This is a genomic window from Mesorhizobium sp. M0808 (assembly GCF_040320025.1).
Taxonomy (GTDB): Bacteria; Pseudomonadota; Alphaproteobacteria; order Rhizobiales; family Rhizobiaceae; genus Mesorhizobium.
Genome location: NZ_JAMYOX010000003.1, coordinates 93,336 through 118,991 on the forward strand (window position 1 = coordinate 93,336; position 25,656 = coordinate 118,991).

Here is a 25,656-nt window from a genome sequence, read left to right on the forward strand (position 1 = left end):
GCGGTCGGCCTTGGGCTTTAGGCGAAGCAGGCGAGCGCCTGTTCGACGCGGGCGCGGATTTCAGCCAGCGTGAACGGCTTTTGCACGACGTCGAGAATAATGCCGTCCAATTCCTCGGCGCGCTCGCGCTGGTCGGCATAGCCGGTCATCAGCATGATCTTCATCGCCGGGAACAGCGCTGCTGCCGCCTTGGCCATCTCGATGCCGTCTATTTCCGGCATGCGGATGTCGGACAGCACAAGGTCATAGCTCCCTTGCGCCGCCCGGATCAGAGAAAGGCCATGTGCGCCGTCGGCGGCAACAGTGACATTATGCCCGGCGCGTTCGAGCGCGCGAGCGGCGAGAGTGCGGACGGATTCATCGTCCTCGACGATCAGGAGCTTTGCCATGGGCAGGATATTTGGCGGGGAAAAGTTGATGTTTCCTGAAGGCGCCAAGGGTCGATGAGGCCTTTTCAGAATTCGCTCCGCCAAGTCAGATAGCGTGGTTTTCGAGAACCGGAGCGGAGCGGACGTTCGAGTCCGAGAGCACCGGAAGCGCAGAAAACTGCGTCAGGTGGCCGCCGGAGTAGAATTATCAAAAGGCCTCAAGCGTCGCCCTTGACGATGCCGACGAAGGGCAATTCGCGAAACGCGTGGGCGACGTCCATGCCATAACCGACGACGAAATAATCGGGGCAGTCGAAGCCGACATAGTCGGCGTTGAGCGTGGTCTGGCGGCGCATGCGCTTGTCGAGCAGCACGGCGATGGCACAGCTCCTCGCGCCGCGCGACAGCATGAGGTCGCGGGTGAAACTCAGCGTCTTGCCGGATTCCAGAATGTCATCGATCAAAAGCACATCGCGACCGGCGACCTCGTTGTCGATGTCGCGCAGCACCCTCACCTCACCGCTGGTCGTGCCGGCGCCATAGCTGGAGATGAAGATGAACTCGACCTCCGGCGACAGGCCGACATCGTGCATGGCACGGATAAGATCGGCGGCGAAGATGAACGATCCCTTCAGCACCGAGATTACCAGAAGGTCGTGGTAGTCGTGCCCGGCGATCTCCTTGGCAAGTTCCAGGTTCCGCCGCGCGATGGCGGACGCCGAAAACAGGACTTCGATGTCCTTGCCGCGCACAACTGGCATTGGCTGCCCTTCCAGAAATGATCGCCTTGTAGGCGAAGCCGACCGAAAACGGTCTTCAACCTGTTTCTAGGCATGTCGAGCCGGCTGGCAAGGCCAAATCTTTCGCAGGACGCCCGCGAACGGTCGGGTGTCCGCAGCGCGTCGCTGATCGTTTATCTGGTGACCTGTTGATTTTCTGGCGCCGCTCTAACGAACCAGCGCATGGCCGCCCGAAATCCAGAAGGCGGCAAAGGCGGCACCGACGCCGACAATCCAGAAGATCGGCCCACCATGCACCCACAATGGGCGTTCGACGGCGGTTTCGGGCTTGCGCAACATGTCCATGCCTTCGATCGAAGGCATGGACATCATGCGCGCAGGCAGCGGCGCAAAGTCTGGACGTGTAAAATGGCGGGGCAGCACCTCATAATCGGCATCGATGACCTCGGCGGTCACGTCGCGCATGATGCGTTCCGGCTCGGCGGCCGGATCGGTCATGATTTCGCCGGAAACCGGGCGCGCGGTTCGATCCTCAGCCATCATGGCCCAACACTACCGCACCGTTCGCTGTTCGTTTTTTTTGGGTAAACGGAAATGGTTAACGCTTCCCCACCGGAACCCCTGTGACTCGCTCGAAAAGCCCCCAAATTAACCGTCGGTTAACCATGCCGGCCGATGGTCTTTCCATAGAAAGGGCTGGCATCTTGCCGCCGAGAATTTCAGGTCGTCGAAAGTGATCCGCTTCGAAAATGTCGGCCTCCGCTATGGCATGGGTCCGGAGATCCTCCGCGACATCTCCTTGCACATTCCGGAGCGCTCCTTTCAGTTCCTGAGCGGACCTTCAGGCGCCGGCAAGACGACGTTGCTGCGGCTTTTGTTCATGTCGCTGAAGCCGACACGCGGCCTGATCACCATTTTCGGCAAGGACCGCTCGCGCATCTCGCGTACCGAATTGCCGCATCTGAGACGACGCATCGGCGTGGTGTTCCAGGATTTTCGCCTGCTCGACCATATGACCACCTACGAGAACGTGGCATTGCCGCTGCGCGTGCGCGGCCGCGAGGAGGCGACCTATCGCACCGACGTCACCGAGCTGCTGAAATGGGTCGGCCTCGGCGAGCGCATGCATGTGCTGCCGCCGGTGCTGTCTGGCGGCGAGAAGCAGCGCGCCGCCATCGCCCGGGCGTTGATCGAGCAGCCCGAGATCCTGCTCGCCGACGAGCCGACCGGCAATGTCGACCCGCCGCTGGCACGACGCTTGCTGCGGCTGTTCATCGAGCTCAACCGGCTGGGCACCGCCGTGGTGATCGCCACACACGACCTCGGCCTGATGGAACAGGTCGACGCACGGCGAATGATCCTGGCCGGCGGAAGGCTGGACATCTATGACTGAGCTCTCCGTCGAACATTTCGAGGGTCAGGACGCCGCGGCGGCAAAGCCCCGCGTCCAGCGCAAAATGGCGCCGATCGTGCCGGCGCAGAACATCGCCGGCCGGGCGCTGGTGCTGGTCATCGCCATCATGACGTTTCTGTCCTGCCTGACGTTTGGCGCCGTCACGCTGGTGCGTGACACCGCCTCCGTCTGGGAGAACCAGATCTCGCGCGAGGCGACCATCCAGATCAAGCCGGTCGACGGCCTCGACATGGAGGCCGCACTTGCGCTGGCCTCGCAGATCGCCGGCGAATTCCCTGGCGTGAAAAGCGCCCGGATCGTCGACCGCGAAGCGACGGCCCGGCTGCTCGAGCCTTGGCTGGGCTCGGGCCTGAACATCGATGAGCTGCCGGTGCCGCGCTTGATCATCATCACCATCGACGAGAATAGTCCGCCCGATTTCGCCGCACTGCGCGCGGCGATCACGCCGAAGCTGCCGAGTGCCTCGCTCGACGATCATCGCACCTGGGTCGACCGGCTGGTTGCCATGGCCCGCACCACGGTAACGATCGGTATTGCAGTGCTGGCGCTGATGCTGTCGGCGACGGTGCTGACCGTGGTATTCGCGACGCGCGGCGCCATGGCCGGCAATGGCCACATCATCGAGGTGCTGCATTTTGTCGGCGCCGAGGCGCGCTTCATCGCGCGCGAATTCCGCCGGCATTTTCTGGTCACCGGCATGAAGGGCGCCGCGGCCGGCGGCCCCGCGGCGATCCTGGTCTTCATCGTCTTCTCCTGGTGGTCGTCACGCAACATGGCAACGCCGCTGGCCGACCAGGCGACCGCCCTATTCGGCAATTTCGCCATCGGCTCGGCGGGTTATCTCGGGGTCGCTGTCATGGTGCTGGTGATCGGCGCGCTGACGGCGGCAACCTCCCATTTCACCGTGGTTACCTATCTCAGCGACATCGACATTCGCCAGCCGGACGCCGGCTAAAGGAAAGATCGATCACGGATGAAAACGCATCGTCACGAAAATTGCATTTTTTTCCTACCAAAGGCCGTATTTCGGGATTAACCATTTCATGATGGACGTTCGGGACTCGACCGATACCGCTGGATGCATGCCAGTGCTGGTTGCGCGCCCGCCTGTATTCGCCGAGCCTGATGAATTTGCCAAGCCGGGTCAGTTCGCCAAACATGGGCGGCTGCTGGCAGCCCGCTCCTTGCGCATCTCGGCTCTCCTTCTGCTCGCCTTTATGGCGCTGTTTGTCGCCGGCTTCGGCTGGTTCGCCAATACCGTCAGCCGCCTGACTACGCCCGCCAATCCGGCAAGGGCCGACGCTATCATCGTGCTGACCGGCGGCCAGTCGCGCCTCGACGCTGCGATGGGCCTGCTTTCGTTAGGCAAGGGCGAGCGGCTGCTGATCAGCGGCGTCCATCCCTCCGCCAGCCGCCGCCAGCTTCAGGCCGCGACCGGCGGCGACAACAGGCTGTTTTCCTGCTGCGTCGACATCGACCGCGCCGCGCTCGACACGATCGGCAATGCCGAGGAAAGTGCCAAATGGGTCGAGGACCATGCCTACGGCACGGTCATTCTCGTCACCAACAATTATCACATGCCGCGCAGCCTGCTGGAAATGGGCCGGCTGCTGCACGGCGCCAGGCTCGAACCCTATCCGGTGGTCAACACCAACCTCGAGAATGGCCGCTGGCTGACCAAGCCAGAAGCGCTGCGCGTGCTGTTCACCGAATATAACAAATACCTGCTGGCGCTGGCGCGCGGCATCATGCCGGTGAAGCAATCGCCCAACGGCGTCACGCTGGCCGACGCCGCGGGCGGAAACTGAACGGCACCGGCACTTTTATTCCCTAGCTGCTGCACCCGAGCGCAAGCGTGCGATCTCCTGTTCGAGCCGTTCGATGCGCTTGTCGCGTTCGCCCAGCGCCGCCGCCACGTCGGCCGCTTCGAAACGCTGCGGGATGTGCTGCGAGCAATTTGAATCCCAAGCCGAAACCGTAAACAGGATGACCTGCTCGGGTCGCGCCTTATAGTCTTGCGGCATCAGCTTTGCCGTCAGCTCGGCATCGCCCTCGACGACTTGCGCTTTGCCCCAGATCTTGATGCGCTGCCGGTGCGCATAATCGATCAGGAATAGGAAAGCCTGTGGGTTGTCGCTGAGGTTGCCCTGGGTGATGAACTGCCTGTTGCCGGAAAAATCGGCAAAGCCGATCGTCCGTTCGTCGAGCACCTTGAGGAAACCGGCAGGCCCGCCGCGATGCTGGATGTAAGGCTGCCCGTCCGCATTGGCGGTCGACAGAAAGACGCTGGTCTGCGCCTCGATGAAGGCGGCGAGATCGGGCGTGATTGCCGCCTGCCAGCCGCCACGCTCCTCGACACGGGCATAGGCCTGGCGCGAGCCCTTGCGCGCCTGAATCGCCTTCACCGTCGGGGTGAAAGCAACATCGCTGGTGTGAGCGTTCATGGAAGCCTCCTCAAGCGCCGAGCTGCGCTGCATTGCTAGTCAGGAAATAGGTCCTTCCATCTTCGAGATGCAGATGCCATATCTGCAATCTATCCTTCCGTTTTTCGGGAGGGCAAATTTTCGGGAGAGCTATGGATCGCCTCCAGTCCATGTCGCTTTTCGTTGCCGCGGCGGAGACAGGCAGCCTCTCGGCTGCCGGGCGCCGCTTCGGCATTCCGCTGACGACGGTCAGCCGCAAGGTTTCGGACCTGGAGCGGCATCTGAAGACACGGCTGTTGACCCGCACGGCGCGGCAGCTGTCGCTGACCGATGCGGGCCATGCCTATCTCGCCGCGTGTCGTCGCATTCTCGACGAGGTCGGCGAGGCCGAGCGAATAGCCGCCGGCGAATACAGCGCCCCGACCGGCGAACTGATCGTCACTGCGCCGATCGTCTTCGGCCGCCTGCATGTGCTGCCGGTCGTCACCGCCTTTCTCGCCGCCTACCCCGACGTGAGTGTGCGGCTGACACTCGCCGACCGGATAACCCAGTTGGTCGAAGAGCACATCGACCTCGCCGTCCGCATCGGCGAGCTTGCCGATTCGAGCCTGGTCGCTATCCGCCTGGGTTCGATCCACCGCGTCGTTTGCGCGAGCCCGGCCTATCTCGCCGAGCACGGCACGCCGAAAACGCCGCAGGAGCTTGCGGCGCACAGTGCAATCACCTTTGAAGGGCTCACCGCTGCCAGTTGGACCTTCGCCACCGGCAAGGCCGAATTCACCGTACCGGTCCGCTCCAGGTTACGGGTCAACACCGCTGAGGCGGCAATCGATGCGGCGATTGCCGGCGTCGGCGTGACGAGGCTGCTTTCCTACCAGATCGCCGCCGCAGTTCGGTCGGGTACGCTGCGCCCGGTGCTGCAAGAGTTTGAGCCAGACCCATGGCCGGTGAGCCTCGTCCATGCCGGCCAGGGGCTACTGCCGGTGAAGCTGCGCGCATTCCTCGACTTCGCCGCCCCGCGCCTGAGACAGCGCCTGCTGCAGGCGGCGTGGCAAACGTGACGAAGACGGCCCATCGCAAGGCCGGGCCGATCGCCCGCCTCGCAGCGTTTCCTTTTTGCCGGCGCTTGGTGTAACCAACGCACACCTCCTCACCGGGCACTTGCTGTATGCTGTATTTCCGCTCGCTGGCGTTCAATCTCGCCTTCTACCTCAATTTGATCGTCCAGATGATCCTCTGGACCCCGTATTATTTCCTGTCGCCACGCCATCGCGCCTGGTTCGTGCCGAAATTCTGGTCGCGCACCAGCATGTGGCTCTACGACAAGATCGCCGGCACCAGAAGTGAGATCACCGGCCAGGAAAACCTGCCTGACGGCTCCTTCATCCTGGCGCCGAAGCACCAGTCCTTCTGGGACACGATCGCTTTCCTGCCTTATCTCGACGATCCCGTTTACATATTGAAACGGGAGCTGACCTGGATCCCGTTCTTCGGCTGGTACATTTTGAAGATGCGGATGATTCCTGTCGACCGCGGCAGCCGCTCGAAGGCATTGAAGACGGTGATCGCCGCGACCAAACAGGAATTGGCGCGCAATCCGCGCCAGCTGATCATCTATCCCGAGGGCACCCGCCGGGCGCCGGGCGACGAACCGGTCTACAAATACGGCATCGTCGAACTCTACGCGCAACTTGGCATTCCGGTGGTGCCGGTCGCTCACGTCGCCGGCCTCTATTGGCCGCGCCGCAAATTCCTGCGCTATCCCGGCACGATCAAGGCGCGCTTCCTGCCACCGATCCCGCCCGGCCTCGGCAAGGACGAATTCATGCAACGGCTGATCGGCGAGACGGAGGCCGCCTGCGACCAGCTCCTCGTCGAAGCGTCGCAGACGCCGAACCCGCCGCCGATGCCGCCGACGGCAATGAAACGGCTTGGTGAGCTGGATGCGAAACCTGAATTGAAAGGCTGAGACACCCGCCGCGGATGCCAGAAAGGCTCACGGCAAGGCAGCCAGGGCGGCTGTTGCAACCAGCGTCACGGCAAACACCAGATTGATGATCCGCGACGCCAGCGGTTTGCGCAGCAAACGTGCAAAAGCCGCGCCGGCGAGAAGCCACAAGAGATGAATGGCAACAATCATCAAGGCGAGGACCGCCAGCTTGGCTGAAATAGCAAGACCGCCGGCGCCGGAAGACGCGCCGGCAAACACGGCGGCAATCGCCACATAGGCTTTCGGATTGGCAACGGCCAGAAGGAACCCGCCCAGGAAAGTGGGAAGCGCCGCCCCACCAATGCGTGCCGCCAGTGGCGGCGCCGTCGCTATCTTGAACGCCAGATAGAGGATGTAGGCTGCTGACGCGACCGCCAACAGCGCTGCGAGCTTCGGCAGCGCGATGAGAACGGCCATGATGCCCGTCGCCACCACCAAAAGCACGAGGACCGTCCCGACAACGATTCCCGAGGCATAACGGAGCGAATCGCGCAGGCCGAACGCAGCACCGACCGCGGTGACGCTTATCGTCGCCGGCCCCGGGCTGCCCATAACGATGGCCGATGCCAGCACCAGCGCCAGCAATTGCTGCCATAGCTGCTGATCGAGAAGACCCTGTCCGGCCATGCGGCGTCCCTGCATCCTGCGACGAGGCAGGGACGGTAGGGCAAGGCAGCGGCGCCGGTCTTGAACGATCGTGCGCGGCTATGCGCTGGCCTTGTCGAGCTCGGCGATATCGTCCGGACTGAGCTGCAACGATGCGGCACGCACCAGGCTGTCGAGCTGGTCGAGCGTCGTCGCGCTGGCGATCGGAGCGGTGACGCCGGGCCGTGCCATGACCCAGGCAAGCGCCACTTCCGCTGGCTTGGCCGAATGTCTGGCTGAAACGGCATCGAGCGCTGAGAGAATGCGCATGCCGCGGGTGTTGAGATAGCCCTTCACACCGCCACCGCGCGGGCTTTTGCCGAGGTCGGCCTCGCTGCGGTACTTGCCGCTCAGAAACCCCTTGGCGAGGCTGAAATAGGTGATGACGCCGATGTCCTCGGCCGCGCACAGATCGCGCAGCGGACCATCGAAGGACGAGCGGTCGTAAAGGTTGTATTCCGGCTGCAGCACCTCGTAGCGCGGCAGGCCGCGCAGGCTTGCTACGTCAAGTGCGGCCCGCAACTGGGCGGCGTCGAGGTTGGAAGCGCCGGCATAACGGATTTTGCCCTTGTCGAGCAGTTTCTGGTAGGCGCCGAGCGTTTCCTCATAGGGAGTGGCCGGATCAGGCCAGTGCGACAGATAGAGATCGATTGTATCGACCTGCAGCCTCTTCAGCGAAGCATCGATGGCCTTTTCGATATAGGCGGCGGACAGGTCCCTCTTGCCCTGTCCCATATCCGAACCGACCTTGGTGATAACGACAACCTTGTCGCGGTTACCACGGCTCTTCATCCATCGGCCGATGATGGTTTCGGATTCGCCGCCCTGGTGGCCGGCAATCCAGCGCGAATAGGAATCGGCCGTGTCGATGGCGTTGAGGCCAGCGTCGACAAAGCGGTCGAGCAGGTCGAACGAGGTTTTCTCATCGGCGGTCCAGCCGAACACATTGCCGCCCAGAACCAATGGCGCGATGGATAGGTCGGTGCGACCGAGACGACGTTTCTGCAAGGCTGATCTCCATGGTGATTCATGCTGGGGCGGGTGGGAGCCGCCGACCGGGCTAACCTATGTCGCACCGTGGCAACGTCAAACGCATAGCCTCTTTTCCAGCCCGCCGGCGCTTCACAAAACCGCGACCCGCCGCGCCGTGTCGGGCTTCAAGACGCTGTCCCGAATTTCCAAACCAGTACCCTCTGAGGAAACAATCTGGCAAGTTTAGCACATAGATTGTCAAATCTGCCAATTCAGACCTTTGCCGGCCGGCCATAGGTTCCGCGGCGCCGACGCAAATCTCGGCACGGTCTGGCCAAGCCCGGACTGTTTGCCCCGGATCGTTTGTTGTGGAGACCGGAATGAAAGCAATTGTATTTGACGCCATCGGTTCGCCGCGCGACGTGCTCTACATGGACGACCTGCCGATGCCGCGCATCGGCGACGGCGAGGTGCTGGTCAGGATGGTCTCGGCCTCGATCAATCCGGGCGACTTCCTGTTTATCCAGAACCTCTATCCCGAACCGAAGAAGCCGCATTTTCCCCGGCAGGTCGCAGGAAACCATGGCGCCGGCATCGTCGAAGCCGTCGGCGCGAACGTCTTGCTGGAACCGGGCACGCTTGTCGCATTCAGCTATTATGGCAGCTGGGCCGAGTACGCGGCCATTCCCGCCGAATGGCTGATCCCGTTGCCTGCCGGCTATCCGGTCGAACGCGCCGGGCAGATGGTGAACCCCATTACCGCGTGGGATCTGCTGGTGGATTCCCGTGTGCGGCCTGGCCAGTGGCTGGCTGTCACGGCCGGCTATTCGTCGATTTCGACAATGGTGATGCAGTTCGCCCAACGACGCGGTATCAACGTCATCGCGCTGGTGCGGCACTCGCACCAAAGCTTCGATCTGAAGACGCTTGGCGCCGCCGCCATTCTTGACCTTTCTGACTTGAAGGCAAGTATCCGGGAAGCGGTGATGGATATCACCGGTGGCGCCGGATTGAACGGGATTATCGACAATGTCGGCGGACCTGTCAGCGGCGAATTGATCCGCACCCTGGCGCTCGGCGGGCAGATGGTGATCAATGGCGGCATGAGTGCCGAGCGCTTCGAACTGCACAATTTCGATGTGTTGCTGAGCGGCGTCGAGATCAGGGCGAATATCTATCGCTATTTCTTTTCGCCGCCGGCCGAAGCCGACCGGCCTGTGCTACGCGAGGTTATCGACACCTTCGGCCAGCCCGGCTTCCACGTTCCTGTCGGCGGTCTCCACGCGCTGACCGAGTTCAAGCTTGCCGTGGCAAACAGCCTGGATCGCGCCGATCTTGGAAAACAGATTTTCAGGATGTAGCCCAGACCACCGAAAACATCATGGTCAACGATAAAAGAAGCTACGTCGCGATCCGTCTTGTCACGTCTTCCAGCCAGTGGTCGCTGATACCCAGTGCTTCGAGGTGCTCCAGCGTGCTGAGCACGTAGTCCTCATTCCTCCCCGACTGGCCGACGGCGCCGCGAACGACGGTCGCCGCCTCGGCCGGGTCGAGCGCACCGGCATATTGCTCATGGCTGCGGTCCACGACATAGGCGATGGCTTCGACCGTCCCGCTCCCATCCGTTTCACTCTTGTCGAGGCGAACGCTGAGCACACGTTCGAGATAGACGTTGGTGACCAGCTCGCGTTCGCGCAGATAGGTAATGACCTCGTTGCGCAGCTCGCCTGGAACCCGGAACGCCAGCCCGATGCAGGAGCCGCCGCGGTCGAGGCCGAGCACCAGGCCCGGCCGTTCGCGCGTGCCGCGATGCACGAAAGAATAGACGCAGAGCGAACGGCGGTAGCCATGCAGGCGGGCGCGCCGCGTCTCGACATGCGCGAATCCCGGTCGCCAGATCAGTGAGCCGTAGCCAAAAACCCAAAAATCGCCCATATCGCCAAGCCTGATTGTGACGACCACCTCACCGGTGGTGTTTCAGTCCGTCTGCCTATTGGTGCCGCAAGCGACAGCCCACCCGTGCCACCCCGCGTTAACGAAAGCCGCAGCATGACGTCAAGTGACGAGCGCCCGCCGCCCAGCCAACGTCGCCGCCTGTTGTGGCTTGCCGCTTTCATTCTCGTGCTGTTCGGCATCTACAGCGCGGGCTGGTTCTACCTGGCGGACCTGGTCGAGAGCGCAGCCAAAAAGGCGGTCGCCGACCTCGACGACAAAGGCATCAAGGCCGACTGCGCCAATCTCGCGGTCAGCGGCTATCCCTTCAGCTTCACCCTTTCCTGCGACAGCCTGGCTTACGAGGACGACAGCCGCAACGTCGCGGCATCGACAGGCAAGATCAACGCCGCCACGCAGATCACGCGGCTTCTGTCGCCTGCCGCCGAGCTCAGGGGGCCGCTCAGGACCTCAGTTCCCGGCATGACCCCGCTCTGGATCGACTGGGATGATCTGCGGGCCGACATGAAGCTGTCCTGGCCGCTGCCGAGACGCCTCTCGCTGCAGGCAGAAGGCCTGTCCGGCCAGACCGATCCGGCAGACGACACCGATCCCGTCTCGCTGTTCAGCGCCGGAACTGCCATCGGGCAATTGCGCCCAAACGGCCCGGACATCGACTATACCGGCAATTTCACCGATCTCGAAATCGACGCGGCGGCCATCGACGGGCGCGTCTTGCCGCCGCTCGACGGCAGCGGCGACGTGACGCTGAAGAACGGCGTGACGCTGATCAAGGCAAATCCGAAGAGCCTGCGCGGCCAGGCGGCCGAAATCCACGAGCTCGATCTGTCGTCCGGAACTGCGCGCATCACCGTTTCCGGACCGCTGTCGGTCGATGACGACGGTCTCATAAATGCCGACCTGACGATCAGGCTCAATGATCCGAAGGCCGTGGCGGCAATCCTCGCCACCGCCATCCCCGAGCAGAAGAAAGAGATCCAAACCGGCTTTGCCGGACTGGCGCTGCTCGGCAACCAGCCGTCGATGCCGCTGAAGATCGTCAGGGGCAAGGCCTCGCTCGGCTTCATCCCGCTCGGCAAGATCAAGCCGCTCGACTAGAGCAATTCCAGGAAAAGTGTGAAACGGTTTTCCGTCCGGAATTGCGCAAAAACAAAGAGATAGAGCGGTTCGGCGTTTCTGTGAAACGATGAACCGCTCTAAGCCGGGCCGGCCTGCCATCGGCCTGCCGCGGCTTATCCCTTCGGCGGGTGTTCGACTGCCTGGCGGCCGAAATCCGGTACGTCGATGTCCTGGCCGGCCTCGATAATCGAGCGGCGGACGGCGCGGGTGCGGGTGAACAGGTCGAACAGTTTTTCGCCGTCGCCCCAGCGGATCGCCCGCTGCAGCGAGGACAGATCCTCGGAAAACCGCGCCAGCATTTCGAGAATGGCGTCCTTGTTGTGCAGGCAGACGTCGCGCCACATGGTCGGGTCGGACGCCGCGAGACGGGTGAAGTCGCGAAAGCCGGAAGCCGAGTATTTGATGACCTCGGACTTGGTCACCGACTCCAGATCGTCGGCGGTACCGACGATATTGTAAGCGATGATATGCGGCAGGTGCGAAACGATGGCCAGCGTCATGTCGTGATGCTGCGGGTCCATCGTGTCGATGTTGGAGCCGCAGCAGCGCCAGAATTCCGAGAGCTTTTCCAGTGCTGCGGGATCGGTACCGGGCAGCGGCGTGAAAATGCACCAGCGGTTCTCGAACAGTTCGGCAAAACCGGCGTCCGGTCCCGATTTTTCGGTGCCGGCCAAAGGATGGCCGGGGATGAAGTGCACGCCATCAGGCACATGCGGCTGCATCTGCGCGATCACCGACGCCTTGGTCGAGCCGACATCGGTGAGGATGGCGCCCTTCTTCAGCGCCGGCGCGATCTCTGCGGCGACCGTGCCTGAAGAGCCGACCGGCACCGAAACGATAACCAGATCAGCATCGCCAACCGCCTCTTTCGCATCCGTCGTATAGGTGTCGCCAAGGTCGAGTTGGCTCGCGCGTGCCAGCGTCGCGTCGCTGCGCGTCGAAATCGCGACTTGGCCGGCGAGTCCCTCGCGGCGGATGACGCGGGCCAGCGACGAGCCGATCAGGCCGATGCCGACCAGCGCGATCTTTTCGAACATCGGTGAGGTCATGGTGTTCTAGCTTTTCAGGAATGTCGCGAGTGCTGCGACAACGCCGCGATTGGCCTCTTCGGTGCCGATGCTCATGCGCAGCGCGCTCGGAAAACCGTAGCCGGAAACGCGCCGCAATATGTAGCCGCGCGCACTGAGGTAGTCGTCGGCGGCCGCCGCCGAATGCTTTTTATCCTCGGGAAAGTGGATGAGGATGAAATTGCCTACGCTCGGCGTCACCCGCAGCCCGAGCTCGCTTAGTTGCTCGCTCAGCCAGGCTAGCCAGGTCTCGTTGTGCGCGACGCTGCGTTCGATATGGGCGCGGTCGTGGATCGCCGCGATGCCGGCCTCGATCGCCGTCGCATTGACGTTGAAAGGCCCGCGCACGCGGTTGATCGCGTCGATGACGTGCATTGGCGCATACATCCAGCCGATCCGCGCCCCGCCCAGGCCCAATTTGGAGAAAGTGCGGGTCATGACCACGTTTTCCGCGCTGCCCACCAACTCGACGCCGGCTTCATAATCGTTTCGCCGGACATATTCGGCGTAAGCTGCATCCAGCACCAGAAGCACGTTTCGCGGCAGGCCGGCATGCAGGCGGCGCACCTCCTGGAACGGCACGTAGGTGCCGGTTGGATTGTTTGGATTGGCAAGGAAGATGATCCGGGTAGCCGGCGTCACCGCGGCGAGGATCGCATCGATGTCGGCGCGCTCATCGGTCTCCTTGACCGTTACCGGGACGGCACCGGCCGACTGTATGTAGATCTTGTAGACCATGAAGCCGTGTTCGGTGATGATGGCTTCGTCGCCGGGTGCGAGATAGGTCTGCGCCAGCAGGCCTAGAATCTCGTCGGAGCCGTTGGAGCAGACGATGTTCGCCGGGTTGAGCCCGTGCACCTCGGCGATCGCTTCCCTCAGGCGCCTGGCGCTGCCGTCGGGATAGACCGCGAGCTTGTCGGCGACCGCGCGCGCGGCCTCAATCGCCTTTGGCGAAGGACCGAGCGGGTTCTCGTTCGCCGACAATTTATGGACCTTGGCGACACCTTCAGGCGCCGCGCTCTTGCCGGGCACATAGGCTTCAATGTCCATGATGCCGGCGCGGGGCCTTGGACGTGTCTGATCCGGTGTCTGGCTCATTCCATGAAATCCGTCGAGGATGCCTCCATCCGGAGGCCGCAGCGGAAATACAAGCCGTGGCCCGGAATGTCGAGGGGCGGCAATTCGGGATCAAGAACTTGCCGTTGACGAACCCACGCGCGAGTCATAGAAGAGCATCGACAGTTCCGTGGTGATTTGGCCGGTCGGCTTGCAGCCACGTTAAACAACTTGCTAAAGGGCCGTTTGCATCTTGTAACCGGCTTTGCGAAGGCATGGCCGGTTTTTTGTTGCCCTGACTGGCTGTTGCCCGGACCGGTGGACAACGGAAGGCCGGGCAAGGAGATGTGATGGTCGCTTTGCGCGCTCGAAAAACCAACAACGAGGCCGACCAGCCGTCGAGCCCGGTGTTGCGTTTCGGCGCCGACAAGCCGCTCAAGCTCGACGCCGGCACGCTGCTGTCGCCGTTCCAGATCGCCTACCAGACCTACGGCACGCTCAACGACGCGCGTTCCAACGCCATCCTCGTCTGCCATGCGCTGACCGGCGACCAGCACGTCGCCAACACCAATCCGGTGACCGGCAAGCCGGGCTGGTGGGAGGTGCTGATCGGCCCCGGCAAGATCATCGACACCGACCGTTTCTTCGTCATCTCGTCAAACGTCATCGGCGGCTGCCTCGGCTCCACCGGCCCCGCCTCGACAAATCCCGCCACAGCCAAGCCTTACGGGCTCGACCTGCCGATCATCACCATCCGCGACATGGTGCGGGCGCAGTTGATGCTGGTCGAGCATTTCGGCATCGAACAGTTGTTCAGCGTGCTTGGCGGCTCGATGGGCGGCATGCAGGTGCTGCAATGGGCCTCCAGCTATCCCGAGCGCGTCTTCTCGGCGCTGCCGATCGCGACCGGCGCCCGCCATTCTTCGCAGAACATCGCCTTCCACGAGGTCGGCAGGCAGGCGGTGATGGCCGACCCCGATTGGCACGGCGGCAAATATTTCGAGCATGGCAAGCGGCCGGAAAAGGGGCTGGCGGTGGCGCGCATGGCCGCCCACATCACCTATCTGTCGGAAGCAGCGCTGCATCGCAAGTTCGGCCGCAACCTGCAGGACCGCGAAGCGCTGACCTTCGGTTTCGATGCCGACTTCCAGATCGAGAGCTATCTGCGCCATCAGGGCATGACCTTCGTCGATCGCTTCGATGCCAACTCCTATCTCTACATGACCCGGGCGATGGACTATTTCGATCTCGCCGCCGACCATGGCGGCCGGCTGGCCGATGCCTTCGCCAGCACCAAGACGCGCTTCTGCCTGGTTTCGTTCACCAGCGACTGGCTGTTCCCGACCGAAGAGAGCCGCTCGGTCGTGCACGCGCTGAACGCGGCCGGCGCCTCGGTATCGTTCGTCGAAATCGAGACCGACCGCGGCCACGACGCCTTTCTGCTCGACGAGCCCGAACTGTTCGCCGCCATCAAAGGCTTCATCGCCTCGGCCGCTCGGGCGAGAGGGCTCGGCGCATGACCCCGAAAAGTTGCCGGCTTTTCGGATCAGGACCATGCGCCAGGCATCAGCGCATGACCCCGAAAAGTTGCAGACTTTTCGGATCAGGATCATGCGCCAGGCAAGAGGCGAACGCATGAGCGTCAACCGCGCCCAGCGCGTCGACCTCGAAGTCGTCGCCGATCTCATCCCGCCGCAGTCGCGGGTGCTGGATGTCGGTTCCGGCGACGGCCTGCTGCTCGAATTGCTGCAGGCGACCAAGAAGGTCGATGGCCGCGGCCTGGAGCTGTCGCAGCGCGGCGTCAACGAATGCGTGGCGCGTGGCCTGTCGGTCATCCAGGGCGATGCCGACAAGGATCTCCAATTCTATCCCGACAAGGGCTTCGACTTCGTCGTCTTGTCGCAGACCTTGCAGGCGACACGCAATCCGAAGCTGGTGCTCGACGAACTGCTCCGGATCGGCAACCGCGCCATCGTCTCATTCCCGAATTTCGGCCACTGGCGGGTGCGCTTTTCGTTGCTCTTCAACGGCCGCATGCCGGTGACCAGGGACCTGCCCTATTCCTGGTATGACACCCCCAACATCCATTTCTGCACCATTCGCGATTTCGTCAATCTGTGCGACGAGCTTGGCGCGACGGTGGAAAAGGCGACCGCGCTCGACGCCAATGGCCAGCGGATCGGCTTCTCGATGCCGTGGTGGTTCTGGAATTTTTTCGGCCAGCAGGCGGTGTTTCTGCTGAAACGATAAGAGCCAATCGTCGCAGATCGTCCCCTTATTCGAGAACGTCGGTGGCCTTGTGCGGATGCGCAACGCCATCGACCAGGACCACGTCGGACTGAGAATTCTCGGTGCGCAGCGGCAAGATCTCCTGATAGGCGCGCGAGCGGTACCATGCGCGCGCCTGCTGCATGTCTGGAAATTCGATCATGACGAGGTGGCCCGGCCAGGTGTTTTCAACGACTTCCACCTCGCCTCCGTGCACCACGAAGCGGCCGCCAAACGGTTCCAGCGTTTCATCGATCTTGTGCAGGTACTCGACGATCTGCGGCCCCGGCGTGACCTGGCGCATATGGGCGACGGCGTAGGCGGTCATGGCGTATCTCCTTGTGGTCGAAGGCCGGACAACCGGCTTGATGGGAGCAGTTTGCCGAGACGTAATGCGCTGGTCGATTACCCCAGAGGTAATGACACTGAATACAAAAACGAAGCGCGGCTGCCGTCACCTGAAAGATATTTCCACCTGGCACCGATGATTTTGGCACACCTGCGCTGTCCTTATCGATGAGCGCGCCTGGATGGTCCGGCGGCCGGGAACGAGAGGTGATCCATGGGATCGTTGCAAAATCAGAATGTCGTCGTCGTCGGAGGCAGCCGTGGTGTCGGCCGCTCGATCGCGGAGGCCGCTCTCAAGGAGAAAGCGGCGGTGCTGGCCGTTGCCCGCGGAAAACAGGCCCTGGCGCAATTTGCCTGGGAGGTCTCGGGCGTGAAGACGCTCGCGGTCGATGCTACGGTGGACTCCGCCCCGGATAAGGTCTTCGCCGCGCTTGAGCCGGACGTGCTGGTGATCTGTGCAGGCGCGCTGGCGCCTTCTGCGCCGGTGCATGAACAGAACTGGAAGGCGTTCTCGGCAAATTGGGACACGGACGTCAAGGCGTCGTTCCTGTTTTGCCGGGCCGCTCTGCGGCGTCCGCTCAAGCCGGGGACCCGGATCGTTCTGATCTCCAGCGGCGCGGCCTTGACCGGCGGACCACCGAACGCCGGCGGCTATGCCGGCGCAAAACGCATGCAGATGTTCCTGGCCGGTCATAGCCAGAAGGAGGCCGACCGGCTTGGCCTCGGCCTGCGCTTCATGGCGCTCGCGCCGATGCGCATCATGCCGGAAACCGGCGTGGGCAAGGCCGGCGTCGACAGCATAGCGGCCTATATGGGCATCCAGCCGGCGGACTTCATCGCCGCCATGACCGACATACAAACGCCGGCCGATGTCGGACGGGCGGTGGTCGCACTCGCCACCGGCCAGCCGCAAGGCAGTTCCTTCATGGTGAGCGGTAGCGGGCTTGCCCCGGCCGCCTGAGGGGCGCGTAATGCAACGCTCGCTCGTAACCGCACAAGCCACATGACAGACGCTCAACCACCTCTGGAACCAGCACGCCAGCCGATCCTCGATCGGCTGGCCTTCGAGAAGGTCACGGCCGCCCATCGCCGCGAGCTCAAGCTGCATTGTTATCGCATGATGGGTTCGCTGCACGAGGCCGACGACCTCGTCCAGGACACGTTGCTTCGCGCCTGGCGCGCAAGATCGGAGTTCGACGGGCGAGGTTCGGTTCGCGGTTGGCTCTACATGATCGCGACCAACGCTTGCCTCAACGCCATCAAGGCGAGGTCGAGGGCGCGTCGCATTCTCCGGGAACCCGGACGGCAGCCCTCGCACGGGGCGGCCATAGGCGGGCCCGTAGCCGACATCGCCTGGCTGGAGCCCTACCCCGACGCCGAGCTTCCAGACATTGCCGGCAGCGAGCCAGGTCCGGAAGCCCGTTACGAGAGCCGCGAGGCCGTCCAGCTCGCCTTCGTCGCGGCGATCCAGGATCTGCCGCCCAGGCAGCGCGCCGCGCTGCTGCTTGCCGACGTCCTCGGATGGTCGGCTGTCGAGACGGCGCGTTTGCTGGGCGGATCGACGGCTTCGATCAACAGCGCGTTGCAGCGGGCCCGCGTAACGCTGGCAGCGCGCTATCCTCAGGGACGGCCGGCCAGCCGATCACGGCCCAGCCGCGAAGAAGGCCTGCTGCTCGAACGCTACATGCAGGCCTGGCAGGCCGCCAATCTCGACAGCTTGATCGAGCTGCTGCGTGAGGACGCCATCTACACCATGCCGCCTTGGCGTGAATGGTATCAAGGCCGCGAAGCGATCCGCGGTTTCTTCGAGACCGTCTGGCCGAGGTTTGGCGGCTTTCGCACGCTGGCCACCCGGGCCAATGCCCAGCCGGCGGTCGGGGTTTATTCCCGCAGCCACGATGGCCCTGAATGGCGGGCCCATTCCCTGCATGTGTTCGACGCAGCCGAGGGCGGGATCGCTTCCTTGACGATCTTCATAGGGCCGCTCGGGCCATCTCTGTTCCCGGCCTTCGGCCTGCCACCAGCCTAGCTTACCCCTGGGCCAGCCTTATCGGTCAAGTTCCGGGAAATATGGGTCCGAGAAAAACCTTCGGTCGCGCTCGCCTTGCAGGCAGTCGATCGGTGCGTCGATGCGGATCGTCCTCGGATCCACCTTGGGATACTCGATGCCGCTGACCTCGAGGATCAGTTTGCGGCGAGTGGCGGTGGCGAATTCGGAAGCAGCATAGATCGGCAGCACGAACGAGCCCGGCCCGCCGGTAACGCATTCGGCATAATACCGGTCGAGATGGCTGAAGGTGGGTGACGGGCTGATCAGGATCGGCAGCCCGTTGATGACGATGCCCTTCGCCAGCGCCGCATCGCGTGCCGTTGTGACCGGCAAGCCGGTGTTGTTTGGGCCGTCCCCCGAGACGTCGATGACGCGGCGTTTGCCGGTGAAGGCCGTGCCGTTGAAAAGCTCGGCGCCGAAAGCCACAGCACCGGAAATCGAGGTGCCGCGAAAGCTCCTGAACGGGCGGGCCGCGATCTTGTCGGCGAAAGCGTTGGCGCTCTCCTTGCTGTCGACGACCTGCCAGGCAATGACCGCATCGTCGCGGATGGTGCCGGCCCATTCGAAATAGGCGATGGCGATGCGGCCGAAGGTGCCGGCACGCACGGCGTTGATGAAGTCGGGGTGGCGCAGCGCCGCGACATAGCCGGCGCGCTGCAGGGCAAACTCCCTTTCATCCATTGACTGCGAGATGTCGACGGCCAGCACCAGCTCGACATCGACGGCAATTGCATTGGCCGGTGCGGCCGCAGGTGCCGCCGGGGTGCAGGCAAGGCAGGCGAGCAGGGCGAGAGCGTCAAGCATGGCTGATCGGAACGTTCCCATCTGAAACGATCGCGACAGTTTTTCGCCGCGATCGCGGCGAAATAAAGCTTGCCTTCTATTTCTTTCGGCCAGCCGAAACGATAACCGGCGGCGGTTCGATGGCACCTGCCCTGATACGGGCCGGCTTGAGTGGCGGTTGGCCGGCATCCTTGACGATGGTCAACGCCCGCCGGAAGAAGCGGGCATTGTGCTGGCCGCGGCCGATATTGAGGATCGCGGCGTCGGGAAGGCGCTTCTCCAGCATCGACAGCACTTGCCTCAGCGTTGGGCCGTCGAACGCGTCCAGCGCCTCGTCGATGATCACCCATTTCGGCCGTCGCAAGGCCAGCCTGGCAAAGGCCAGCAGACGCTGCTCGTCGTCGCTGAGCTCACGCTCCCAGCGCGCCGAGCGATCGAGCGAGGACGACAGGCGTTGCAGCCCGACATCGGCCAGCACCTCCGAGATCTCGGCATCGCTCGCCTCCGCCGCGCCGTCTGAATGGTTGAGCACCTCGCGCAGCTTGCCGAGCGGAAAATAGGGGGTACGCGGAACAAAGATCGGCGCTTCTCCGGCCGGCATGCCGATCCGTCCGCTGCCCCATGGCCACAGACCGGCAATGGCCCGGAAGAACAGCGTCTTGCCGGCGCCCGGATCTCCGGTGATCATGACCCGGTCGCCGGCGCGGATTTCGACATGCGGCTCGGCAAGCTTGGTGCATCCCTCCGGCGAGGCGATCTCGAGTTTCTCGAATGTCAGGCTGCCGTCCGGGTTTTCGCCGAACGAAATGCGCCGTTCCGTATCGTGCAGCGCGTCGGTGTCGCCAAGCGCGATGCGGAAGTCGGCGACCCGCATCAGCGTAGCGCGCCAATCGGCGATGCCGCCGATATTGTTGATGAACCAGCGCAGCGACGAATGGACCTGGTTGAAAGCGCCGACTGCCATCATCAAGCCGCCAAAGCTGATATCGCCGGCGAAATAGACCGGTGAGGCGACCAGGATCGGCGCGACGACAGTGATCCAGCCATAGGTGTCGGTAACCCAGGAAAGATTGATCTGGGCGCTGTAGATGCGCCGCATGGCGCCCAGCACCGTGCCGAGATCGAATTCGAGCCGGCGCCTGGCATCGGCCTCGCCATGCGCCAGCGCGATGGCATCGACATTCTCGTTGACGCGAACCACCGAGGAGCGCAGCTCCGCTTCACGCGTATAGCGATCGTTGTTGAAGCGGATCAACGGCCGCCCAACCAGCCAGCTCAACCAGGAGGCGGTGCCAGCATAAAGGATCGCCGCCCAGACCATGTAGCCGGGTATGGCCAGCGAATGGCCGCCTATGTGGAAGACGAAGCCGGAAGACAGCGACCACAGGACGCCAACGAACGAGGCAAGCAGGATGCAGGACTGCAGCAGGCCGATGCCAAGACCGGTGGAAAGATCGGAGAGATGCCCGGCATCCTGCTGCAGGCGCTGGTCGGGATTGACGCCGATGGCGCCGGCATGGGTCAGCCGGAAGGCACGCGCCGGCCGCATCCATTCGTCGATCAGGTCGAGCGTCAGCGCCTCGCGCAGCTTCAGGCGGAGCATCTGGTCGAGCCAGGTCTGGCCGACATTGAGCACCACAAGCCCGCCGGCGATGCCGGCAAAGACCAGAAGCTGATGCAGGAAAGCCGGCATGTCGCGCCGCGCCAGCGCGTCGTAGAAAGGCTGGTTCCAGCGATTGAGCAGAACCTGCCCGATCGAGCTCGCCACGATGACGGCGACGATGCCGATCGCTGCCCAAAGCAATTGTTTTCGCACCGGCGAGGTGGTCAGCGCTATCTTGATTGTTGCCAGCTGCTCACGCAGGCTGCTGGCTTCGATCGACGTGGCAAGCTTCTGGGCGCTGGCCTCGACATCCGGACGATCATCCATCGGTTAAATCCTTGCATTCGGAGCAATGCCAAACCGGTCATAGGGATCGGCCGCACGGCCTTCAATCGGACAGCAAACCTGATATCGTCAGATAGGCGTGAAAAAGCACGTCTCGGATCACGAACGCGTCATCCTGGCGGTGCCGGGTGTTCGGCCCGCGACAGCCGGCCAAGCGTCGGCGCGCCATGCGGCGAGAGAACCGGCACGAAGACGCGGCGGGACGCGCGCTGGGCGACCGGCACGCCTTGATAGAGCCGCTTCTGCGCCTCGACGACGATAACGCCCGAAAAGATCGGCCAGAAGCGCCGGCCGGCACGTTCCAGCACATTGTGGAACTGCATCATGAAACGTCGCGGCGACGGCGGGAAGAACAGCGCATCGGACCACGCCGCCGGCGTGAAATTCGCTTCGCGCAGCAATTCGGTCAGCTGGCTGCGCGAGAACGGCCGGCCATTGCCGAAAGGCGTATGCTCGAAGCGTGCCCAGACGCCGCGCCGGTTGGGCACGACGATGACGACACGGCCGGCCGGCGACAGCACCCGCCAGATCTCGTTCAGCGTCTCGCGTGGGTTCTCGACATGTTCGAGCGAATGGACGAGCAGCATGCGGTCGATGCAGGAATCGACCAGCGGCAGTTCCTCATCGAAGACCAGGGCGGTCGCCGTCGGCCCCGTCGCCGGCCAGACCACTGCGCCCTGTGTCGCCGGCATGAAGGCAAAGACGCGCTCGGCATCGCTGCCGAAGCGCTCCAGCCACGGCAAGGTGTAGCCGAGGCCGACCAGCCGCTCGTTGGGCACGACGGCCCATATCGAGGACAGCGCCATGGTGATCGAGCGTTCGGCCAGGCGGCCGAGCGTGGTCGAATAAAACGAACGGAGATCGACAATGTCTGAATGCATGCGCGGAACGGTAGCTTCGAAGCAGTCCAAGTTCAACAAAGGCAGATGACATCGGCTGGCAGGCGCCCTATGTCTGCGGCAATAAAGGGAGAGATGCGATGCCGGTCGAGATCGAACAATTCATGTGCCGCAGCGACAATTTCGGCGTGCTGGTGCATGACCCGAAAAGCGGTCAGACGGCGCTCATCGATGCGCCCGAGGAGGCGCCGATCCTGGCAGCGATCAAGCGCACCGGCTGGACCCCGACGATGATCCTGACCACCCACCACCATCTCGACCATGTCGAGGCCAATCTGGCGCTGAAGGAGCGCTTCAAGCTGCGCATTGTCGGGCCGGAAGCCGAAAAGGCAAAGATTCCCGGCATCGACGAAACCGTCGAGCAAGGCTCGGTCGTCCACCTCGGCGATGAGCGGATCGAGGTCATCGCCACACCCGGCCATACCGCCGGCCATGTCACCTATCATCTGCCGGCGTCGAAAGTGGCTTTCGCCGCCGACACGCTGTTTGCGCTCGGCTGTGGGCGGCTGCTCGAATGCAAGCCGCCGGTGATGTACGAATCCCTGAAGAAGCTCGCGGCGCTGCCGGCCGAGACGGTCGTCTATTGCGGCCATGAGTATACGCTGGCCAACGCCCGTTTCGCGCTGACCGTCGACCCGACCAATTCGGCGCTGAAAGAGCGCGCCGCCAAGATCGAGGCGCTGCGCGCCGACGGCAAGCCGACGCTGCCGACGACAATCGGCGAGGAACTGTCGACCAATCCGTTCCTGCGCTGGCACGACCCGGCGATCCGCAGGCATCTCGGCCTGGAGAACGCCTCCGACGCCGAAGTGTTCGCCGAGATCCGCAAGCGCAAAGACAATTTCTGAGCGGCGCCAGGAGCTAGGGTCGTGACCAGTTCCGCCGAAATCATCGCCCTGCTCGGCCTGAAGCCGCATCCGGAAGGCGGCTGGTATGCCGAGACCTTTCGCGACGGCGCGGCAGGCGCCCGCGGCCATTCGACGGCGATCTATTTCCTCCTCGAGAAGGACCAATTGTCGGCCTGGCATCGGGTCAAGGACGCGGCCGAGGTCTGGCATTTCTATGACGGCGCGCCGCTGGCGCTATCGATACACCGAGAAGGCGGTCCCGTCATCGAGGAGATCCTCGGTACGGCGCTTGCCGCGGGCGAGCGACCGCAGATCGTCGTGCCGGCAGGCTGGTGGCAGTCGGCGCGCAGCCTCGGCGAATGGACCCTGGTCGGCTGCACCGTGGCGCCGGGTTTCGATTTCGCCGCCTTCGAACTTGCCGAACCAGGCTGGCTGCCGGGAACGCCCTAGTGATGAAGTTTTGACGCTTGGTACCCAACGACAACAGACGCTCAGGGTGGGAAAGAGACGGTCCGGTTTGTTCAAGATTTTCAAGAAAGCTGACACAGGACGATGATCTTGGCTGTCGCGAAAGTCATTGGCGGAATGCCGAGTTTTGCGTCCGAATTTTGCGACGGAATTTTCCCTGACGTTTCCGTGTCGGCGATCTGGTCACAAAATTTAGGAATAATGTGACATCTCAGGACGCGCTAGAGTCCTCTGGTTCTTCTTTCACAGCGTCGGCAAACTTGCGCATAAGCCGCACAAGTTCGTCGATGTCGTGTGCGTCCCAGTTTTCGAAGATGGCGCGAGCGTTTCTCTCTCGTGCAGCGTCAATCTTGTCGGTCGTCGCCTTGCCCTTGGGCGTGACGACAGCCTCATTCACACGGCGGTCTGTCTCGCTCTGCCGGCGCACGGCCAAGCCAAGGCTTTCGAGTTTTGCCACCTGGCGGCTGACGGTGGTGTAATCGCGGCCAGCCCGGTCAGCGAGGTCCACTATCCCGATCGGCCCAAGCCGCTCTATCCCGACCAGCAGGGGAAACAGTGCGCGGTCGAGCGCAATTCCGGCCTCCTTTACCATCTGCTCATCGCGCTGAGGCCGGTTCATAAGGCTGGCAATCTCGATCAGCGCTCCGTGGAGTTCGCGAATCTGACGACTTTCGATATGTGTATTTTTCACCTTTTTCATTGACGGCACTCCAACTCTCCTATTATGTGCATTTTACACACAAGGAGATCGACATGACAAATGGTTTTGCGGCAGATGTGCTCATCTGCGGCGCAGGAGCGGCTGGCCTGACGCTGGGGATCGAGCTTGCACGGCGCGGGATGTCTTTCCGGCTGATCGAGAAGATGAGGGGCCCCTTCCGTGGCTCGCGCGGCAAGGGTATCCAGCCCAGAACACAGGAGATTTTCGAAGACCTCGGCATTCTCGACAAGGTCGTTGCCGCAGGCGGCGTCTATCCGCCGTTGCGCGTGTATAGCGATGACGGCAGCTATACCGAAAAGGACACCGGCGAGCGTCCCGATCCGACGCCGGCGGAGCCTTACCATATCGCGCTGATGATCCCGCAATTCCTCACCGAACGGATCATGCGAGAGCGGCTAGCCGAACTAGGCCATAGGGTCGAGTACGGATGTGAGTTGGTTGGGTTCGAGCAAGGCGAGAACGGTGTCATGGCACGTCTTGCGGGGCCGAATGGCGAGCAAACCGTTCGCGCAGGCTATCTTGTCGGGGCGGACGGCGGGCGTAGCTTCGTGCGGGGCACGCTCGGCTTGGATTTCCCCGGCAAGACGCTGGGCGTGCGTGCGATCGTGGCGGCTGTGCTGTTGACCGGGCTAGACCGCGATGCGTGGCACCAGTTCAACGACGGTGACATGGAGCGAATGGTCGCGATTTGCCCGCTCGCCGGAACCGATCTCTTCCAAATTCAGGCACCCATTCCGTTAGACGGCGAAGTGGACCTCTCGGTAGAAGGACTGGGCCGCTTGATTAATGAGCGGACAGGCCGCGCCGATGTGCAGGTGGATTCGGTCGCCTGGGCGTCGGCCTACATGATGAACGCCCGGCTTGCCGATCGCTACCGGGTTGATCGCGTCTTCCTCGTTGGCGATGCGGCGCATATCCATCCGCCAACGGGCGGCCAAGGCCTGAACACCAGCGTGCAGGATGCCTATAACCTGGGCTGGAAACTCGCCGCCGTGCTCGGCGGTGCGGATGATTGCCTGCTCGACACCTATGAGGAGGAGCGGCGTCCCGTTGCGGAATCGGTTCTCGGCCTTTCGACCCGGCTGCTCGACGCCCAGAAACAGGGTGGAATGCGCCGCGGCCGCGAGGTGCGCCAGCTCGATATCGGCTATCCGGACTCGCCGCTCTCCAGGGAGATGGCCGAACGCAGCAGCGGCCTGCGTGCGGGGGACCGCGCGCCGGATGCCCCAGTCAGGGGCGCGGCGGGCCAACCATCGCGACTGTTCCAACTGCTCCAAGGGCCGCATTGGACGCTGCTCGTCCGTGAAGCCGGGAGAGAGACGGTTGGGCCACGCCAGGGGCTGCATGTCCACTACATCGGCCCGCAAGGCGATATCATCGATGCCTGGGGACACCTTCGCGATGCTTATGCACTGGCACCGGGCGAGTGTGTGCTGATCCGGCGGGACGGGTATGTCGGTGCGATCACGATTCTTGATGCAGACCGAACCGCGAAGCTCGAAATCTATTTGGGCTGCATGGGTGTAGTCCAACCCGAAGAAGAATCGAAATGAGCGTCGAGAGGTGTTCGAAGAAT

Annotated in this window: 28 protein-coding genes and 1 riboswitch; of the genes, 14 read left to right on the forward strand and 14 right to left on the reverse strand. The window is 63.1% G+C overall.

The window, feature by feature from the left end:
• Positions 1-17: 17 nt before the first annotated feature.
• The 3 genes from NKI25_RS06110 to NKI25_RS06120 form a co-directional block, all read right to left on the reverse strand.
• Positions 18-389 carry a response regulator gene (locus NKI25_RS06110; RefSeq protein ID WP_023677925.1) on the reverse strand — a complete coding sequence of 124 codons (372 nt, stop codon included), beginning with the start codon at positions 387-389 and terminating at the stop codon, positions 18-20.
• A gap of 197 nt (positions 390-586) precedes the next feature.
• Positions 587-1,129 (reverse strand): hypoxanthine phosphoribosyltransferase, encoded by a 543-nt coding sequence (hpt, locus tag NKI25_RS06115; protein WP_254816654.1) that lies wholly within the window; start codon positions 1,127-1,129, stop codon positions 587-589.
• Between the two features lie 186 nt (positions 1,130-1,315).
• Positions 1,316-1,606, reverse strand: a complete 291-nt coding sequence (locus NKI25_RS06120; RefSeq protein ID WP_352646671.1) for a hypothetical protein — start codon at positions 1,604-1,606, stop codon at positions 1,316-1,318.
• Between the two features lie 235 nt (positions 1,607-1,841).
• On the opposite strand from NKI25_RS06120, the gene ftsE reads away from it, so the two are divergent.
• From ftsE to NKI25_RS06135, 3 genes are all read left to right on the forward strand, one after another.
• Complete coding sequence (gene ftsE / locus NKI25_RS06125; RefSeq protein ID WP_023677923.1) at positions 1,842-2,501, forward strand: cell division ATP-binding protein FtsE; 660 nt, start codon at positions 1,842-1,844, stop codon at positions 2,499-2,501.
• Positions 2,494-3,477 (forward strand): cell division protein FtsX, encoded by a 984-nt coding sequence (locus tag NKI25_RS06130; protein ID WP_352998258.1) that lies wholly within the window; start codon positions 2,494-2,496, stop codon positions 3,475-3,477. Before ftsE ends, NKI25_RS06130 begins: the two co-directional genes overlap by 8 nt.
• Before the next feature lie 88 nt (positions 3,478-3,565).
• On the forward strand, positions 3,566-4,330 hold the full coding sequence (locus tag NKI25_RS06135; protein ID WP_352998259.1) for a YdcF family protein: 765 nt from the start codon (positions 3,566-3,568) through the stop codon (positions 4,328-4,330).
• Positions 4,331-4,345: 15 nt separating this feature from the next.
• Here the strand turns inward: NKI25_RS06135 and NKI25_RS06140 are convergent, their stop codons facing one another.
• Positions 4,346-4,966 (reverse strand): pyridoxamine 5'-phosphate oxidase family protein, encoded by a 621-nt coding sequence (locus NKI25_RS06140; protein WP_352570568.1) that lies wholly within the window; start codon positions 4,964-4,966, stop codon positions 4,346-4,348.
• A gap of 131 nt (positions 4,967-5,097) precedes the next feature.
• Here NKI25_RS06140 and NKI25_RS06145 point away from each other — a divergent pair, with 131 nt between their 5' ends.
• On the forward strand, positions 5,098-6,006 hold the full coding sequence (locus NKI25_RS06145; RefSeq protein WP_352703646.1) for a LysR family transcriptional regulator: 909 nt from the start codon (positions 5,098-5,100) through the stop codon (positions 6,004-6,006).
• A 107-nt stretch (positions 6,007-6,113) separates the two neighbouring features.
• Positions 6,114-6,914, forward strand: a complete 801-nt coding sequence (locus NKI25_RS06150; RefSeq protein ID WP_352703649.1) for a lysophospholipid acyltransferase family protein — start codon at positions 6,114-6,116, stop codon at positions 6,912-6,914.
• 27 nt (positions 6,915-6,941) lie between these two features.
• Here the strand turns inward: NKI25_RS06150 and NKI25_RS06155 are convergent, their stop codons facing one another.
• Both NKI25_RS06155 and NKI25_RS06160 read right to left on the reverse strand, forming a co-directional pair.
• Positions 6,942-7,562, reverse strand: a complete 621-nt coding sequence (locus tag NKI25_RS06155; RefSeq protein WP_352577228.1) for a LysE family transporter — start codon at positions 7,560-7,562, stop codon at positions 6,942-6,944.
• Between the two features lie 78 nt (positions 7,563-7,640).
• On the reverse strand, positions 7,641-8,588 hold the full coding sequence (locus NKI25_RS06160; protein WP_352593905.1) for an aldo/keto reductase: 948 nt from the start codon (positions 8,586-8,588) through the stop codon (positions 7,641-7,643).
• Between the two features lie 344 nt (positions 8,589-8,932).
• Here NKI25_RS06160 and NKI25_RS06165 point away from each other — a divergent pair, with 344 nt between their 5' ends.
• Entirely contained in the window at positions 8,933-9,913 is a 981-nt protein-coding gene (locus NKI25_RS06165) for a quinone oxidoreductase family protein (RefSeq protein WP_352577230.1), read from the forward strand.
• A 40-nt stretch (positions 9,914-9,953) separates the two neighbouring features.
• Here the strand turns inward: NKI25_RS06165 and NKI25_RS06170 are convergent, their stop codons facing one another.
• On the reverse strand, positions 9,954-10,487 hold the full coding sequence (locus NKI25_RS06170) for a gamma-glutamylcyclotransferase (protein WP_352703651.1): 534 nt from the start codon (positions 10,485-10,487) through the stop codon (positions 9,954-9,956).
• A 114-nt stretch (positions 10,488-10,601) separates the two neighbouring features.
• Here NKI25_RS06170 and NKI25_RS06175 point away from each other — a divergent pair, with 114 nt between their 5' ends.
• A complete protein-coding gene (locus NKI25_RS06175) occupies positions 10,602-11,603 on the forward strand; it encodes a DUF2125 domain-containing protein (RefSeq protein ID WP_352703653.1) in 1,002 nt (333 codons plus the stop codon).
• Positions 11,604-11,737: 134 nt separating this feature from the next.
• Here NKI25_RS06175 and NKI25_RS06180 read toward each other — a convergent pair whose 3' ends face one another.
• Positions 11,738-12,673: a prephenate/arogenate dehydrogenase family protein gene (locus NKI25_RS06180; protein WP_352621620.1), complete on the reverse strand. Its 936-nt coding sequence runs from the start codon at positions 12,671-12,673 to the stop codon at positions 11,738-11,740.
• Positions 12,674-12,679: 6 nt separating this feature from the next.
• Positions 12,680-13,789, reverse strand: a complete 1,110-nt coding sequence (hisC, locus tag NKI25_RS06185) for a histidinol-phosphate transaminase (protein WP_352621618.1) — start codon at positions 13,787-13,789, stop codon at positions 12,680-12,682.
• A gap of 138 nt (positions 13,790-13,927) precedes the next feature.
• Positions 13,928-14,005, forward strand: a riboswitch (SAM riboswitch).
• 92 nt (positions 14,006-14,097) lie between these two features.
• Between hisC and metX the strand changes: the two genes are divergently transcribed.
• Positions 14,098-15,267 (forward strand): homoserine O-acetyltransferase MetX, encoded by a 1,170-nt coding sequence (metX, locus tag NKI25_RS06190; RefSeq protein WP_023677910.1) that lies wholly within the window; start codon positions 14,098-14,100, stop codon positions 15,265-15,267.
• 115 nt (positions 15,268-15,382) lie between these two features.
• Positions 15,383-15,997 carry a methionine biosynthesis protein MetW gene (metW, locus tag NKI25_RS06195; RefSeq protein ID WP_023677909.1) on the forward strand — a complete coding sequence of 205 codons (615 nt, stop codon included), beginning with the start codon at positions 15,383-15,385 and terminating at the stop codon, positions 15,995-15,997.
• 25 nt (positions 15,998-16,022) lie between these two features.
• Here the strand turns inward: metW and NKI25_RS06200 are convergent, their stop codons facing one another.
• Positions 16,023-16,343, reverse strand: coding sequence for a DUF1330 domain-containing protein (locus tag NKI25_RS06200; RefSeq protein ID WP_023677908.1), 321 nt, complete (start codon positions 16,341-16,343; stop codon positions 16,023-16,025).
• A gap of 234 nt (positions 16,344-16,577) precedes the next feature.
• On the opposite strand from NKI25_RS06200, the gene NKI25_RS06205 reads away from it, so the two are divergent.
• Together NKI25_RS06205 and NKI25_RS06210 are read left to right on the forward strand one after the other, a co-directional pair.
• Positions 16,578-17,324: an SDR family NAD(P)-dependent oxidoreductase gene (locus tag NKI25_RS06205; protein ID WP_352998260.1), complete on the forward strand. Its 747-nt coding sequence runs from the start codon at positions 16,578-16,580 to the stop codon at positions 17,322-17,324.
• Between the two features lie 42 nt (positions 17,325-17,366).
• Positions 17,367-18,392, forward strand: coding sequence for an RNA polymerase subunit sigma-70 (locus NKI25_RS06210; protein WP_023677906.1), 1,026 nt, complete (start codon positions 17,367-17,369; stop codon positions 18,390-18,392).
• Positions 18,393-18,410: 18 nt separating this feature from the next.
• Here the strand turns inward: NKI25_RS06210 and NKI25_RS06215 are convergent, their stop codons facing one another.
• The 3 genes from NKI25_RS06215 to NKI25_RS06225 all read right to left on the reverse strand — a co-directional run bounded on the left by NKI25_RS06215 (position 18,411) and on the right by NKI25_RS06225 (position 22,025).
• Positions 18,411-19,217 carry a DUF1194 domain-containing protein gene (locus NKI25_RS06215; protein ID WP_023677905.1) on the reverse strand — a complete coding sequence of 269 codons (807 nt, stop codon included), beginning with the start codon at positions 19,215-19,217 and terminating at the stop codon, positions 18,411-18,413.
• 76 nt (positions 19,218-19,293) lie between these two features.
• On the reverse strand, positions 19,294-21,126 hold the full coding sequence (locus NKI25_RS06220; protein ID WP_352593900.1) for an ABC transporter ATP-binding protein/permease: 1,833 nt from the start codon (positions 21,124-21,126) through the stop codon (positions 19,294-19,296).
• Positions 21,127-21,254: 128 nt separating this feature from the next.
• Positions 21,255-22,025 (reverse strand): class I SAM-dependent methyltransferase, encoded by a 771-nt coding sequence (locus NKI25_RS06225; protein ID WP_352593899.1) that lies wholly within the window; start codon positions 22,023-22,025, stop codon positions 21,255-21,257.
• 98 nt (positions 22,026-22,123) lie between these two features.
• Between NKI25_RS06225 and gloB the strand changes: the two genes are divergently transcribed.
• Both gloB and NKI25_RS06235 read left to right on the forward strand, forming a co-directional pair.
• A complete protein-coding gene (gene gloB, locus NKI25_RS06230) occupies positions 22,124-22,891 on the forward strand; it encodes a hydroxyacylglutathione hydrolase (protein ID WP_352998261.1) in 768 nt (255 codons plus the stop codon).
• Between the two features lie 21 nt (positions 22,892-22,912).
• Positions 22,913-23,341 carry a cupin domain-containing protein gene (locus tag NKI25_RS06235; RefSeq protein ID WP_352593897.1) on the forward strand — a complete coding sequence of 143 codons (429 nt, stop codon included), beginning with the start codon at positions 22,913-22,915 and terminating at the stop codon, positions 23,339-23,341.
• Between the two features lie 229 nt (positions 23,342-23,570).
• On the opposite strand, the gene NKI25_RS06240 is transcribed toward NKI25_RS06235, so the two are convergent.
• Complete coding sequence (locus NKI25_RS06240) at positions 23,571-24,068, reverse strand: MarR family winged helix-turn-helix transcriptional regulator (RefSeq protein ID WP_023677901.1); 498 nt, start codon at positions 24,066-24,068, stop codon at positions 23,571-23,573.
• 44 nt (positions 24,069-24,112) lie between these two features.
• Between NKI25_RS06240 and NKI25_RS06245 the strand changes: the two genes are divergently transcribed.
• Complete coding sequence (locus tag NKI25_RS06245) at positions 24,113-25,633, forward strand: FAD-dependent oxidoreductase (RefSeq protein WP_352998262.1); 1,521 nt, start codon at positions 24,113-24,115, stop codon at positions 25,631-25,633.
• Positions 25,634-25,656: the final 23 nt, after the last annotated feature.